The organism is Actinoallomurus oryzae (assembly GCF_039541955.1).
Taxonomy (GTDB): domain Bacteria; phylum Actinomycetota; class Actinomycetes; order Streptosporangiales; family Streptosporangiaceae; genus Actinoallomurus; species Actinoallomurus oryzae.
The window spans coordinates 1-13773 of record NZ_BAABHF010000047.1 but is presented as its reverse complement, the minus strand read 5'-3'; the positions used below and the strand labels follow the sequence as shown (position 1 = coordinate 13773).

The 13773-nt window shown below is 71.1% G+C and carries 14 protein-coding genes; 6 read left to right on the top strand and 8 right to left on the bottom strand.

Going from position 1 to position 13773, the window contains the following annotated elements; translation table 11 throughout:
- Nucleotides 1–71 precede the first annotated feature (71 nt).
- Nucleotides 72–1265 (bottom strand): MFS transporter, encoded by a 1194-nt coding sequence (locus ABEA10_RS39330; protein ID WP_345472888.1) that lies wholly within the window; start codon nucleotides 1263–1265, stop codon nucleotides 72–74.
- Between the two features lie 86 nt (nucleotides 1266–1351).
- Here ABEA10_RS39330 and ABEA10_RS39325 point away from each other — a divergent pair, with 86 nt between their 5' ends.
- Nucleotides 1352–1810, top strand: coding sequence for a winged helix-turn-helix transcriptional regulator (locus ABEA10_RS39325; RefSeq protein ID WP_345472886.1), 459 nt, complete (start codon nucleotides 1352–1354; stop codon nucleotides 1808–1810).
- 78 nt (nucleotides 1811–1888) lie between these two features.
- Here the strand turns inward: ABEA10_RS39325 and ahcY (ABEA10_RS39320) are convergent, their stop codons facing one another.
- A complete protein-coding gene (gene ahcY, locus ABEA10_RS39320) occupies nucleotides 1889–3142 on the bottom strand; it encodes an adenosylhomocysteinase (protein ID WP_345472884.1) in 1254 nt (417 codons plus the stop codon).
- A 188-nt stretch (nucleotides 3143–3330) separates the two neighbouring features.
- Nucleotides 3331–4758 carry an adenosylhomocysteinase gene (gene ahcY / locus ABEA10_RS39315; protein WP_345472882.1) on the bottom strand — a complete coding sequence of 476 codons (1428 nt, stop codon included), beginning with the start codon at nucleotides 4756–4758 and terminating at the stop codon, nucleotides 3331–3333.
- Nucleotides 4759–4868: 110 nt separating this feature from the next.
- On the opposite strand from ahcY (ABEA10_RS39315), the gene ABEA10_RS39310 reads away from it, so the two are divergent.
- The 4 genes from ABEA10_RS39310 to ABEA10_RS39295 all read left to right on the top strand — a co-directional run bounded on the left by ABEA10_RS39310 (nucleotide 4869) and on the right by ABEA10_RS39295 (nucleotide 8843).
- Complete coding sequence (locus tag ABEA10_RS39310) at nucleotides 4869–5207, top strand: MerR family DNA-binding transcriptional regulator (protein ID WP_329251506.1); 339 nt, start codon at nucleotides 4869–4871, stop codon at nucleotides 5205–5207.
- Between the two features lie 370 nt (nucleotides 5208–5577).
- Entirely contained in the window at nucleotides 5578–7026 is a 1449-nt protein-coding gene (locus tag ABEA10_RS39305) for a sensor histidine kinase (RefSeq protein ID WP_345472880.1), read from the top strand.
- Entirely contained in the window at nucleotides 7023–7694 is a 672-nt protein-coding gene (locus ABEA10_RS39300; protein ID WP_345472878.1) for a response regulator transcription factor, read from the top strand. Before ABEA10_RS39305 ends, ABEA10_RS39300 begins: the two co-directional genes overlap by 4 nt.
- 417 nt (nucleotides 7695–8111) lie before the next feature.
- On the top strand, nucleotides 8112–8843 hold the full coding sequence (locus ABEA10_RS39295; RefSeq protein WP_345472876.1) for a DUF3592 domain-containing protein: 732 nt from the start codon (nucleotides 8112–8114) through the stop codon (nucleotides 8841–8843).
- Between the two features lie 22 nt (nucleotides 8844–8865).
- On the opposite strand, the gene ABEA10_RS39290 is transcribed toward ABEA10_RS39295, so the two are convergent.
- From ABEA10_RS39290 to ABEA10_RS39270, 5 genes are all read right to left on the bottom strand, one after another.
- A complete protein-coding gene (locus ABEA10_RS39290) occupies nucleotides 8866–9804 on the bottom strand; it encodes a cation diffusion facilitator family transporter (protein WP_345472874.1) in 939 nt (312 codons plus the stop codon).
- 16 nt (nucleotides 9805–9820) lie between these two features.
- On the bottom strand, nucleotides 9821–10966 hold the full coding sequence (locus ABEA10_RS39285) for an SIS domain-containing protein (protein ID WP_345472872.1): 1146 nt from the start codon (nucleotides 10964–10966) through the stop codon (nucleotides 9821–9823).
- A 52-nt stretch (nucleotides 10967–11018) separates the two neighbouring features.
- On the bottom strand, nucleotides 11019–11192 hold the full coding sequence (locus ABEA10_RS39280) for a Trm112 family protein (RefSeq protein WP_345472870.1): 174 nt from the start codon (nucleotides 11190–11192) through the stop codon (nucleotides 11019–11021).
- Complete coding sequence (locus ABEA10_RS39275; RefSeq protein WP_345472868.1) at nucleotides 11189–12544, bottom strand: phosphomannomutase/phosphoglucomutase; 1356 nt, start codon at nucleotides 12542–12544, stop codon at nucleotides 11189–11191. Before ABEA10_RS39275 ends, ABEA10_RS39280 begins: the two co-directional genes overlap by 4 nt.
- Before the next feature lie 121 nt (nucleotides 12545–12665).
- Nucleotides 12666–13028, bottom strand: a complete 363-nt coding sequence (locus ABEA10_RS39270) for a DUF3499 domain-containing protein (protein ID WP_329251485.1) — start codon at nucleotides 13026–13028, stop codon at nucleotides 12666–12668.
- Between the two features lie 307 nt (nucleotides 13029–13335).
- Here ABEA10_RS39270 and ABEA10_RS39265 point away from each other — a divergent pair, with 307 nt between their 5' ends.
- Nucleotides 13336–13722 carry a metallopeptidase family protein gene (locus ABEA10_RS39265; protein ID WP_329251483.1) on the top strand — a complete coding sequence of 129 codons (387 nt, stop codon included), beginning with the start codon at nucleotides 13336–13338 and terminating at the stop codon, nucleotides 13720–13722.
- The last annotated feature ends 51 nt before the right edge of the window (nucleotides 13723–13773 follow it).

Sequence of the window (13773 nt, the reverse complement as noted above, 5' to 3'; positions counted from 1 at the left end):
CACCGTGGAGACATCGACCCCGGCCGACTCCGCGATCGCACGCAACGTCGCATGCCGTTTCCCTGGTGAGGTCATCGCACGCCCGCCTTCTCGGATCGGGGGGTCGCGCTGCCGAGCGGCGGTCGCCTGCCGGTCGCCCAGACGGCCAGCGCGCAGGCCGCGAATCCGGCCCCGAGGAGGCTGGAACCCGCCCAGCCGCGGGCGGTGAAGACGGCGGTGGTCGTGGCTGCGCCGAGGGCGGAGCCGAGCGAGTAGAAGACCATGTAGCCGCCGATGACGCTGCTGGTGCGATCCGGATGCGCGGCGGTGAGCACATGCTGGTTGCTCACGTGCACGACCTGGACCGCGAAGTCGAGAACCACGATTCCGACGATGAGGAGCCACAGCGACCACGGCAACTGCGCGATCGCCGCCCACGAGAGGATGAGCAGGGTGAGCGCGAGACCGCTGACCGGGGCCGCCCGTCCCGCATCCGCCCACCGTCCCGCGCGTGCCGCGCCGAGCGCGCCGGCGAGTCCGACGATGCCGAACAGTCCGATCCGGCTCTCGCTCAGCCGCCATGGCGTGTCCGCCAGCGGCAGGGACAGTCCGCTCCACAGGGTTCCGAACGATGCGAACAAGAAGAACGCGATGAGCCCGCGCGTCAGGAAGACACGCTGCCCGAACAGCCCGCCGAGTGAGGCCAGGGCCCGCCGGTACCCCGCGGGCCGGCGAGGGCGCTCCTCCGGCGGCAGTACGCCGAGGACGAGGGCCGCGAGCCCGAGTGACAGCACCGCGAGAACGGCATAGACGCTCCGCCAGCCCCACAGCTCGGCGAGCACGCCGGTGACGACCCGCGCGCCCAGGATGCCGACCACGACGCCGGAGGTCACCGCACCGATGTTCCGTCCGCGTTCGGCCGGCGGCGAGACCGACGCGGCGTAGGCCACCGTGGTCTGCACCACGACCGCGAACACCCCGGCCGCCGCGAGCCCCACGAACGCCGCCCATGCGGCTGACGCCGTGGCCGTCAGCAGCGCGCCCACGGCGACGAGCGCCAGGTGCACGGCGATGAGCCGGCGCCTGTCGACCACATCGCCGAGCGGCACCAGCAGCACCAGCCCCGCCAGATAGCCGAACTGGCCGGTCGCGACGATCCACCCGGTGAGTTCCGCCGGCACGCCGAGATCGCGTCCCATCGGATCCAGAATCGGCTGCGCGGCGTAGATGCTCGCCACGGCGACGCCACATACCAGCGCGAGCAGCGACCGCCGCCACACGTCCATCGCACTCCAACCCAATCAGTAGCAGATTGCAACCAATCTGACCGTACGGCATGATGGTTTCAATCCGCAACCGATCGGGAGGTGTCATGCCGCGCACCACCATGCGCGTTCCGGACCCGGGCTGGACCGACCCCGACTGCCCCGTCGCGCGTACGCTCGACCTCGTCGGCGACAGGTGGAGCCTTCTCGTCATCCGTGACGCCATGGACGGGGCACGATCGTTCACCGAGTTCCGGCGACGCACCGGCATCGCCGGCAACATCCTGACCGACCGCCTCCGCAAGCTCACCGCTCACGGGGTCTTCGCCCAGCGCACCGCGCCGTCGGGCCGCCGCCAGGAGTACGTGCTCACCGACGCGGGCCGCGACCTCTTCCCCGTCATCGTCACCCTGCGACAGTGGGGAGAACGCCATGCCTTCGCACCCGGCGAGATCCACTCCACACTCGTCGACCGGCACGGCGCCCCTGTGCCGGAGATCGCGCCGACCAGCGCCGACGGCACCCTCCTCGACGCCGACACCGCCCACGTACGGAAGGTCCGGTAGAGCGCGAAGCCTCGGTTACGACCGCATCGCCCGCGCCGGGGGACGCCGGCCGACCGGGGACCCGCCTGCTCCCGACGTTCAGGAGCCGCGGCGCCAGGACGACAGATAGATCTCCTGGTCGGGGGTCAGGGCGTCGATCTCGATGTCCATCGAGGCCAGCTTGAGCCGGGCGACCTCCGTGTCGATCGCCTCCGGCACCTCGTACACCCCCGGGGCCAGATCCTGGGTGACCAGCCACTCACAGGTGAGCGACTGGTCGGCGAACGACATGTCCATCACGGCGGCCGGGTGCCCCTCGGCCGCCGCCAGGTTCACCAGCCTGCCCTCGGCGAGCAGCACCAGGCGCCGCCCGTCGGCCAGGACGTACTCGTCCGCCTGCGGGCGTACCTCGTGGCGGACCTCGACCGCCAGGTCGGCGAGCGCTCGTACGTCGACCTCCACGTCGAAGTGGCCCGAGTTGGCCAGGATCGCGCCGTCCTTCATACGGGCGAAGTGCTCGGCGCGGATCACGTCGGTGTTGCCGGTGACGGTGATGAACACGTCGCCGTCCTCGGCGGCGCGTGACATCGGCTGCACCCGGAAGCCCTGCAGGGCCGCGTCCAGCGCCTTGACCGGGTCGATCTCGGTGACGACGACCCGGCCGCCCATGCCGCGGGCGCGTTCGGCCAGGCCACGGCCGCAGTAGCCGAAGCCCGCGATGACGATCGTCTTGCCGGCGAGCAGGGTGTTCGTCGCACGGACGATGCCGTCGAGGGTGGACTGGCCGGTGCCGTACCGGTTGTCGAACATGTGCTTCGTGTCGGTGTCGTTGACCGCCACCATCGGGAAGCGCAGGGCGTCCTCGCGGGCCATCTGGTGCAGCCGGATGACGCCGGTCGTGGTCTCCTCACAGCCGCCGCGTACGCCGCCGGCCAGGTCGAGACGCTCGGTGTGCAGCGTGTTGACCAGGTCACAGCCGTCGTCCAGCACGAGGTCCGGCCCGATCGAGAGCGCCTGGTGGATGTGCCGGTAGTAGCCGTCACGGTCGACGCCCTGCCGGGCGAAGACGGCCGCCCCGTACTCCTCCACGAGCGCCGCCGCCGTGTCGTCCTGCGTCGACAGCGGGTTGGACGCCGCGAGCGCGACCTCGGCGCCGCCGGCCTGGAGCGTACGGATGAGGTTCGCGGTCTCGGTGGTGACGTGCATGCACGCCGCGACCTTCATGCCGTCCAGCGGGCGTTCGGCGGCGAACCGCTCACGGATCCGCCGCAACACCGGCATGGAACGGTCGGCCCACTCGATACGCCGGACCCCGGACTCGGCGAGCCCGGGGTCCGAAACGTCGTACTTCATGGTCGGGCTCGCCTTCTCACTCACTCCGCAGACAACCTCGTACCTCGGCCGTCCACTCCGCTCGCTCGGCGGCTCGCCCCTCCAAGCTTCATGGTCGGGCTCGCCTTCTCACTCACTCCGCAGACAACCTCGTACCTCGGCCGTCCACTCCGCTCGCTCGGCGGCTCGCCCCTCCAGCGAAGAGGGCATCAGTACCGGTAGTGGTCTGACTTGTACGGGCCCTCGACGTCGACGCCGATGTAGGCGGCCTGCTCCTTGGTGAGCGTGGTCAGCTTGACGCCGAGCGCGTCGAGGTGCAAGCGGGCGACCTTCTCGTCCAGGTGCTTGGGCAGGGTGTAGACGCCGACCGGGTAGTTCTCCGTCTTGGTGAACAGCTCGATCTGGGCGATCACCTGGTTGGTGAAGGAGTTCGACATCACGAACGACGGGTGGCCGGTGGCGCAGCCCAGGTTCATCAGGCGGCCCTCGGCCAGCACGATGATGGAGTGGCCGTCCTCGAAGGTCCACGTGTGGACCTGGGGCTTGACCTCCTCCTTCTTGATCCCGGGGATCTTCGCCAGCCCGGCCATGTCGATCTCGTTGTCGAAGTGGCCGATGTTGCTGACGATCGCCTGGTGCTTCATCCGCGCCATGTGGTCGGCGGTGATGATGTTGAAGTTGCCGGTCGTCGTGACGAAGATGTCGGCGGTCTCCACCACGTCGTCCAGCGTGGTGACCTGGAAGCCGTCCATCGCGGCCTGGAGCGCGCAGATCGGGTCGATCTCAGTGACGATGACGCGGGCGCCCTGGCCGCGCAGCGCGTCCGAACAACCCTTGCCGACGTCGCCGTAGCCGCACACGACCGCGACCTTGCCGCCGATCAGCACGTCGGTGGCGCGGTTGAGGCCGTCGATCACGCTGTGCCGGCAGCCGTACTTGTTGTCGAACTTGGACTTGGTCACCGAGTCGTTGACGTTGATCGCCGGGAACGCCAGCGTGCCCGCCTTGGCCATCTCGTACAGCCGGTGGACGCCGGTCGTGGTCTCCTCGGTCACGCCCTTGATCCGCTCGGCGGTCTTGGTCCAGCGGCCGGAGCCGTCGACCGTACGGCGGAGCAGGTCGAGGATGACCTTCCACTCCTCCGGGTCGTCCTCCGACGCCGAGGGCACGGCGCCGGCCTTCTCGTACTCGGCGCCCTTGTGGACCAGCAGGGTCGCGTCGCCGCCGTCGTCGAGGATCATGTTCGGGCCGGTGCCGTCGGGCCAGGCGAGGGCCTGGTCGGTGCACCACCAGTACTCCTCCAGCGTCTCGCCCTTCCAGGCGAACACCGGGACGCCCCGCAGGTCATCGGGGGTGCCGCCCGGACCGACGACGACCGCGGCGGCGGCGTGGTCCTGGGTGGAGAAGATGTTGCAGCTCACCCAGCGCACGTCGGCGCCCAGCTCGACCAGGGTCTCGATCAGCACGGCGGTCTGGATCGTCATGTGCAGCGAGCCCATGATCTTCGCACCGCGCAGCGGCTTGGACTCGGCGTACTCCCTGCGGACGGCCATCAGGCCCGGCATCTCGTGCTCGGCGAGCTGGATCTCCCTGCGGCCGAACGCCGCCAGCGACAGATCGGCGACCTTGTAGTCCATGCTTGGTTAACTCCCCTGGATTCGGTGTCACGAGCGAGTCTAGGCGCGGACGGTCGAGCCATGCACGAGCCGGGTGCCGTTTCTAACATTGATTTGTCAGAATAGGATCCATGCGCATCACGGAGGCCGCCCAGCGGCTCGGCACCTCGCCCCGCATGCTCCGCTACCGCGAGGCCCTCGGTCTGCTACCGCCGATCCGTGAGCCTCGGGGACACCGGCGTTTCGGCGACGAGGAGCTGCGGGCGGTGGCGCTCGCGCTGACGCTGGAGAAGCGGTACGACATCAGCCCGGGAGAGCTGGCCTTCGGGCTGCGCGTGCTGGCCGAACCGGACGTCCGGGCGGCAGTGCGGGAGCTGGGCGAACGCGTCGGTCGCCTGTCGCCCCCGCCGGCGCGGGCCCTGGACTTCGAGAAGGAGAAGGCCCTGCGCCTGCTGCGCGGCCGACGGTAGAAGTCAGACCCTCGCCTGGGTGGCCGGATCGGGGAGACCCCAGCCCATGGTGTGCCCGATCGCGCCGTCCACGGGGAGTTCCCGCGGGAGACCACGGACGGTCGACGGCCACCCGGCGAGGGAGACCGGCCGCCATCCGCACCCCCGAAGGTCGGATGGCGGACCCGGGCCGGCGTCCCCGGACCCCCTAGTACGGAGACGCCGCGCCCTTGTCACGCTCAAAAAGCTACGCCGCCCGTACCCGTCCGCGCGTCCGCCTGTAGGAGGGACCTCGCATCGTCCTCCAGGTGGACGCCGGCCCACTCTCGGGGAGGGGTAAATCGCTCCGTACGGTGAGGCGAACACCGGCATTGGGAGGTGAAGATAAAGGGTGGCTAGCGACAAACCTGACTTCCTGCACGAAGCCGGCCCTGCGGCGTGGCGTCTGGCCGCCCAGGTGGTCACCGCCGTGGGTCAGGTGCTGTTGTGGATCCTCACCGGCATCGGCCGCCTGCTCAAGCCGCTCACGGGCCGCCTGGTCGCGTCCCTGTACGGCCGGAGCGCGCCGCCCGATCCCTCTCACCGCACGCCCGGCGGCACGATGTACGCCCGGCCCGGCCCGCCCGCGCCCGCACCGCGCACGCCACCGCTGCTGCGCTGGCTGCACGCGTGGCGCCGGTTCGGCCGCTCCTGGTGGTACGGCCCGGTCACCGGGGCCGTGCTCGCGCTGGGCGCCCTGTTCGAGATCCCGCTGCACCACCGGCAGGCGGTCAGCCTCCTCGGCGGGTTCGCGCTGGCCTCGACCGTGCCGCTGATGTTCCGCCGGGAGTCGCTGCGCCCGGCCGCGGCCATCACGCTCGGTGCCCTCGCCGCGAGCCTGCTGTCGGGGCAGCCGCTGCTCGCCACGACGGCCTTCGCCGGGCTGTACACGCTGTACCTGCTGGCGCAGCAGCTGCCGCGCCAGTCCACCGGCGTGCTCGGTGTGGGCAGCGTCGTCGCCGTCGGCGTCGTGTACCTCGCCTCCGGCAGCCTCGACGGCATCCCCTGGCCGGCCTCGTTCGTCGCCGTCGTCGCCGCCCTCGGGCTGGGCGACGCACGCCGTACGGTGGAGACCGCCGAGGCCAGCATGGACGAGGAGCGCGAGCGCAACAGCGAGACCCTGACCCGGCTGAACGCCGTCCAGCACGAGCAGGCGGTGCTGCGCGAGCGCGCACGCATCGCGCGGGAGCTGCACGACGTCGTCGCGCACTCGGTCTCGATGATCGCCGTGCAGGCGGAGACCGCCCCGTACACGATGCGCTCGCTGTCACCGGAGGCCAAGAAGGGCTTCGGCGAGATCGCCGGCGCGGCGCGCGAAGCGCTGGAGGAGATGCGGCGGCTGCTCAGCGTGCTGCGCGCCGAACCGGGCACCGAACCCGAGGTGACGCCGCAGCCGCGCCTCGACCGCCTGAACGAGCTCATCGAGAGTCACCGGGGCGCCGGCGGGGAGGCCCAGCTCAGCGTGGGCGGCGCCGTACGGCCGCTGTCGACCACGATCGAGCTGTCGGCGTACCGCATCGTCCAGGAGGCGCTGACGAACGCCCGGCGGCACGCGCCGGGCTCACGGGTGCGGGTCGAGCTGAACTACCTCGGCGACCGGCTCGCCGTCCGCGTGACCGACGACGGATCGCCCATGCCCGTCACGAGGGTGGAAGACCGCACGAAGGCGATGGGACACGGGCTCGTCGGGATGCGCGAGCGGGCGACGATGCTCGGTGGCCGCTTCGCCGCAGGTCCGCGCACAGAGGGCGGATTCGCCGTGCAGGCCGAGCTTCCGGTAGGCCAGAATCGGCGTTCATGATTCGAGTGCTGATCGCCGACGACCAGACGATCGTGCGCGCCGGCTTCGCCGCACTCCTCTCCGCCCAGCCCGACATCGACGTCGTCGCGCAGGGCGGTGACGGCCGGGAGGCCGTACGCCTCACCGAGACCCACCGCCCCGACGTCGTCCTGATGGACATCCGCATGCCCGGCATGGACGGAATCGAGGCGACCCGGCGCATCCTCTCCGACCCCGCGAACGTCGCGACCCGGGTCCTGGTCCTGACGACGTTCGACGTAGACGAGTACGTCTACGACGCCCTGTCGTCCGGGGCGAGCGGCTTCCTGCTCAAGGACTCGACCGCGGACGACCTCGTCTCGGCCGTCCGCGTGGTGGCCCGCGGCGACGCCCTGCTGGCCCCGCAGGTGACGGGCAGACTGATCAGGGAGTTCGCCCGCCAGCGGCGGGCCCGGCCACAGCGCGCACCGGAGCTGGAGAACCTCACGGCACGCGAGACGGAGGTGCTCGGCCTGATCGCCGGCGGCCTGTCCAACGCCGAGATCGCCGAGCGCCTCGTGGTCAGTGAGCACACCGTGAAGACCCACGTCGCCCGGGTGTTCACCAAACTGGGCCTGCGCGACCGCGCCCAGGCCGTGGTGCTTGCCTACGAGTCCGGCCTGGTCGTCCCCGGAGCCACGGACGAGTAGCCGACTCATCCGATGATGTGCTTACCTGTTGCCCGCTCCCCGGCGGACGAGAAGACAGGGCATGGAACGACCTGCGCGCCTCCGGCAAGAGTCGCCGGGTCCATCCCATCGGCAACAGGGATGATTCGTGAGGATCGATCGCCTCAGCACCGACGCCGACGAGCCCGACAAGAGCGGCCAACAGCCCATGGAGCGGATGCCGTCATATGACGGCTCAAGTGTCGCCACGCTTTCGCGGATCGAGTAGCCCGTCTCCTGTTCGCCGGCCGGCGGACATCACGTACGCCAGCGGTCTGTCCGGCGCCGAGCGCCGCCTGGTCGGCGAGCGAGCAGGCCGCGCCGGATCGTCGGCATCGGGGGCGCGGGGCTACAAGGCGTGCGCGTGACATATCGCTCCGCATTGGACACACTCGTCCAATGCGTAACGGACGGGTCTTCACCATCGTCGGCGGGATCTTCGGTCTGGTCGGGCTGGTGCTCCTCGGTGCCGGGATCGCGGTGGCCGCCTCCACGGCGAGCTTCCTCGCGTCCGCCCAGCGGACCGACGGCACCGTGGTCGAGCTCACCGCGCGGACCAGCACGACACGGAGTTCCGGCGGCCACACTCGAACCAGCACGAACTGGTACCCGACCGTGAAGTTCACCGTCGACGGCAGGTCGTACTCGTTTCAGAGCTCCACCGGCAGCAACCCACCGGCTTACGAGAGAGGCGAGAGCGTCCCCGTCGCCTACGATCCGGACGATCCGTCCGACGCGCGGATCGCGTCGTTCTGGGCGGCGTACCTCGTCCCGGTGATCGTCGGTGGACTGGGCCTGGTGTTCACCCCGCTCGGGACGGTCCTCTTCGTCAAGGGACGCCGGACCGCCCGGCTGCGAGCCTGGCTACGGCGGCAGGGCCGGCAGGTGTGGGCGAAGATCGAGCACGTGGGCCCCGACCTCAGCACGCAGGTGAACAACCGGCACCCCTACATCATCCGTGCGACCTGGCAGGATGAGGGGACCGGCCGGACGTACACCGCGGTCAGCGACCCCCTCACCTACGACCCGGGCCCTCGTCTGAGCGGGCAGACCCACGTTCGCGTGCTGTACGACCCCGCCGACCCCGATCGCAACCTGGTCGACCTGGACGCGCTCCCCTCCCCCTCGTGACCGTCGCGGAGTCCGGCCGGGGTCAGGAGGCCTCGGTCTCCGGGGCCGTACGGGCGCGGTCGAGGTCGGGTTCGATGTAGATGTGGCGGGCCATCGGGACGGCCTCGCGGATGCGCTTCTCCGCCGCGTCGATGCCGCGTGCCACCTCCGCGGCGGTGTCGTCCGAGGTGACCGCGACCTTGACGGCGACGAGGAGCTCTTCCGGGCCGGTGTGCAGGGTGCGCAGGTGGATGACCCGGTCGATCTCCTCCACCGACTCCAGCTCGGCGGTGATCCTCTTTTCGATCTCGCCCACCGCGGACTCGCCGATGAGCATGCTCTTGGTCTCCACCGCCAGTACGACGGCGACGAAGCCCAGCAGCAGGCCGATGACGATCGATCCCACGCCGTCCCAGACGCCGTTCCCGGTGATCACCGCGAGGGCGACGCACACGAGGGCGACGACGAGGCCGATGAGGGCCGCGAAGTCCTCCAGGATCACGACCGGCAGCTCCGGCGCGCGGGCCCGCCGGATGTAGGACACCCAGCTCTGGTCGCCGCGCGTGCGGTTGGACTCCTTGACCGCCGTACGGAAGGAGAAGCCCTCCAGCAGAATCCCCAGGAACAGGACGGCGAACGCCCAGACGGGGTCCTCGATGTCGTGGGGATCGCTGACCTTGTGCCAGCCCTCGTACAGCGAGAACAGCGCGCCCACGGTGAACAGCACGACGGCGACGACGAAGGCGTAGAAGAACCGCTCGCGGCCGTACCCGAAGGGATGCCGGCTCGTCTCGGCGCGCTGCGACCGGTTGCGGCCGAGGAGGAGCAGGCCCTGGTTGCCGGAGTCGGCGATCGAGTGCACGCCCTCGGCCATCATCGAGGCCGATCCGGTGAACGCGAACGCCACGAGCTTGGCCGCCGCGATGCCGAGGTTGGCTCCCAGTGCGGCGATGATCGCCTTGGCCCCGCCTTCGGCGCTCACGGTCGTTCCTCGGCGATCATGAAATCCTCACTTTGAGTTCCTGGATGGCGGGCAGGGGGGTCGGGTCGGTTCCGAGGGCGAGCGCGAGGTACACGCTCGCGTAGTCGACGTGGGCGGTGAGGCCGGCCAAACGTTCGAGTGGATGCTCGCCGCGGGCGACCAGCTCGGTGACCGGCACGCCGCGTTCGGCCGCGAGCTCGACGGAGGCCTGCCACCGCCGCGTCACCTGCGGGTGCTCCTCGGTGTCGCGGACGACGACGAGGCGCAGCCGCGTGGTCTCCGGCTCGTCGACGCGATCGCGGAAGAAGTCCTCCTCGCCGGCGGAGCCGCCCGCCGACGTGAAGGGGCCGTCGAAGACCACCACCTGGCCGTGCGCGGCCTCGGGCAGCTCGCCGGGGATGGCGGGGTACTTGGCGTCGGTGGCGAGCTGGGCGGCGAACCGCCGCGCCACCATGCCGGTCAGCGGCGACGTGCCCCAGATCACCGGGATCGATCCGGCGATCTCCAGCGCGGTCTGCTTGCCCGGGTTGACGAACGACTCGCTGGCCGGGCGGCACAGGTGGCTCATCTCCTCCAGCCGCTCGGCGGTGCGTTCGAGCACCTCGGGCGGTGCGGCGGCCAGGCCCAGCGCGTCGAGGGCCAGCAGGGGCGGCACGGCCAGGCCCCACAGCGCCGCACGGGAGCGCGCGGCGGACGGCGCCGGCACGAACAGCCCACCGGCCTGTACGGCCATGTCGGCGAGCGGCGAGCCGCCGGCGCCGACGCACAGCAGCCGGCATCCACGCCGCGCGGCGTCGGCCACCAGGCCGAGGGTCTCCTCGGTCGAGCCGGAGCGCGAGACGGCGATGACGAGGTCGGCGACGCCGACCCAGCCGGGCAGCCGGTGACCGCGGACGGTCGTCACCGGAATCGGGCAGCCCAGGCCGCAGACCGTGGAGAGCAGGTCGCCGACGGCGGCGGACGCGCCCATGCCGGCGATCACGACGGCACGCGGCCGCCCGCCCCCGGCGACACGGTCGATCCCGGCCTCGGTGGCGAGCAGACGGGCCTCACGGACCTGTGCGGCCGCCGAGGCGACATGACGCAGCATCTCGCCCGGGTCCGCCTCGGCCAGTGCCTCCGGATCGTCGAGGCGGCCGTAGTCGGGCTCGGGAAGGCTCATCGTCGCGCCGGCCCTCCGATGTGACGAGGGTCCCCGGGGGACACGGCGTGGGTCATGCAGGCGTCCTGGCCTCGTCCACCAGGAGGACGGGGATGTCGTCACGGACCGGGTAGGCGTACTTGCAAGTACCGGTGCAGACGAGCTCCTCCGCCGCCTCGTCGGTCCTCAGCCGTCCCCGGCAGTTGGGGCAGGCGAGGATCTCCAGCAGCCAGGAGTCGATGTTCATTCGTTTCCCTTTCGCACGATCTCGAGGACCTCGTCGCGTACGGCGGCCATCGTCTCCTCGTCGGCGGCCTCGGCGTTGAGTCGCAGCAGCGGCTCGGTGTTGGAGGGGCGCAGGTTGAACCACCAGTCGTCGTGGCTCACCGTGAGCCCGTCGAGCTCGTCGACGGTCACGCCCGGCCGGCCCTCGAACGCGGCGCGGACCTGCGCGGCCGTGGCCTCCTGGTCGTCCACCTTGCTGTTGATCTCCCCGGAGGCGGCGTAGCGCGTGAACTCGCCCAGCAGCTCCGACAGCGGCCGGTCCTGCCCGCCGAGCGCGGCCAGGACATGCATCGCCGCGAGCATGCCGGAGTCGGCGAACCAGAAGTCGCGGAAGTAGTAGTGACCCGAGTGCTCTCCGCCGAACATGGCGTCGCGCTCGGCCATCGTCTGCTTGATGAACGAGTGGCCGACGCGCGTGCGCACCGGCTCGCCGCCGTGCTCGCGGACGATCTCCCGGACGGCCCGCGAGGTGATCAGGTTGTGCACGATCCGGCCCGGGCCGTGCTTGCCGAGCTCGCGGACGGCGACCAGGGCGGTGATCGTCGAGGGCGCCACCGGCTCGCCGCGCTCGTCCACGACGAAGCAGCGGTCGGCGTCGCCGTCGAAGGCCAGCCCGACGTCGGCGCCGTGCTCGCGCACCGCCGCCCGCAGGTCGCGGATGTTCTCCGGCTCGATCGGGTTGGCCTCGTGGTTGGGGAAGGTGCCGTCGAGCTCGAAGTAGAGCGGCACCAGGTCGATCGGCAGGTCCTCGAAGACGGCCGGCACGGTGTGGCCGCCCATGCCGTTGCCCGCGTCGACGACGACCTTGAGCCGCCGGATGCCGGACAGGTCGACCAGCGACTTCACGTGCTCGGCGTAGCCGGACAGCAGGTCGCGCTGCGAGATCGTGCCGGCCGGGCCGTCGTGGGCGGGCACGCCCTTGTCGATCAGCTCGCGGATCTCGGTCAGGCCCGTATCGCGGCCGACCGGCTTGGCGCCCGTGCGGCACAGCTTGATGCCGTTGTAGCGCGCGGGGTTGTGGCTCGCGGTGAACATCGCGCCCGGGACGTCCAGGCTGCCGCTCGCGTAGTAGAGCATGTCGGTGGAGCCCAGCCCGGCCTCGATCACGTCGGCGCCCTGGGACGTGGCGCCCCGGGCGAAGGCCGCGGACAGCGGGCCGGAAGAGGTGCGCATGTCGTGCGCGGTCACGATCGTCGTGGCGCCCGTCACGCGTACGAACGCGGCGCCGACGGCCTCGGCGATCTCCTCGTTCAGCTCGTCCGGGACGACGCCCCGGATGTCGTACGCCTTGAAGATCTTGGTGAGGTCACTCACTCCTGGCCCCTTGCCCTCTTGCCGGGTCGCTCGGCACGGTATCGCGTACGGCAGAGCCTACCGGGACCTCGATCGAAGACTGTGCCTGCCGGGGTCGGGGTCACGCCGCCGGGGCGGTCGCTCAGGGCTTGCGGGGCGTGTCGGAGCGCAGAACGCGGAGGTGACCGCGCCGGCCGACCTCGGTGCCCTGCCCGACCGGCTCCTCGCGGGGCGCGGCGGGCTTGGCCGCCTCGCGCACGGCGTTGGCGAGCGCCTCGAGGTCGTCGCTGCTGGGCTCGGACTCCTCGGCGGGCAGCCGGACCAACTCCCAGCCGACGGGGGCGGTGAGGCGCTCGGCGTGTTCGGCGCACAGGTCGTAACAGTGGGGCTCGACGTACGCTGCCAGCGGGCCCAGAACAGCGGTCGAGTCGGCGTAGACGTACGTGAGCGTGTAGACAGCAGACTGCTTGCACGCGGTGCGGGAGCAGATGCGGACGGGGCTCACGACGGGAACGTATCCCCTCCCCCCGTACCCGCGCCACTATCCTGCCTTCGTGTCGCCGTATTTCAGGCGGGCACCCGCATAACGGATCTTTATCGCCGCCGGTCACGGGACGAGCGGAGCGGGCGCCGGGCGACCGCCGCACGCGCGAACCTCCTTCCCCGGCTCCGGCCCACCGAAGAAACGGCGCCCGCGTCTCGTCCGCCGTTGGCACTCCGGAGCGCGTTCGGGGCGGACTATGCTCGAAGTTGTGCGATCACGCGTGACAGGAGGCTCCGGCACGCGCCGTCGTGACCGCCGGGGTCGCGGCATGCGCGGGCCGCTCGCCCCGGCGGAGGTGCCCATCTCACGCACGCGCGCCGAGCGGTTCGACGAGCTCGTACGCGACGAGGCGCACCGGCTCGAACAGCGGTGGAGCCGGCAGCTCGCCGGAGTGGAGTTCGCGGTCGAGGAAGTGCCGTCGGTCGAGCCGCACTCCCTGGACGCCGACACGGTGCCGCTGAGCCGCCTGATCCCGGCGGCGGACGGCCGGCCGCCGCGCATCGTGGTCTACCGCCGCCCGGTCGAGGCCCGGGGTGGCGACGACGAACGCGACCGCGCCCGCCTGGTACGCGACGTGGTGGTCGAGGAGGTCGCCGACCTGCTGGGGCTGTCCCCGGAGTCGATCGACCCGACGTACGACTCCCCCGACGACTGACAGTGATGATGTAGATGAGCGCCTCCCGGCCGGGTCTGACCCAACGACTGA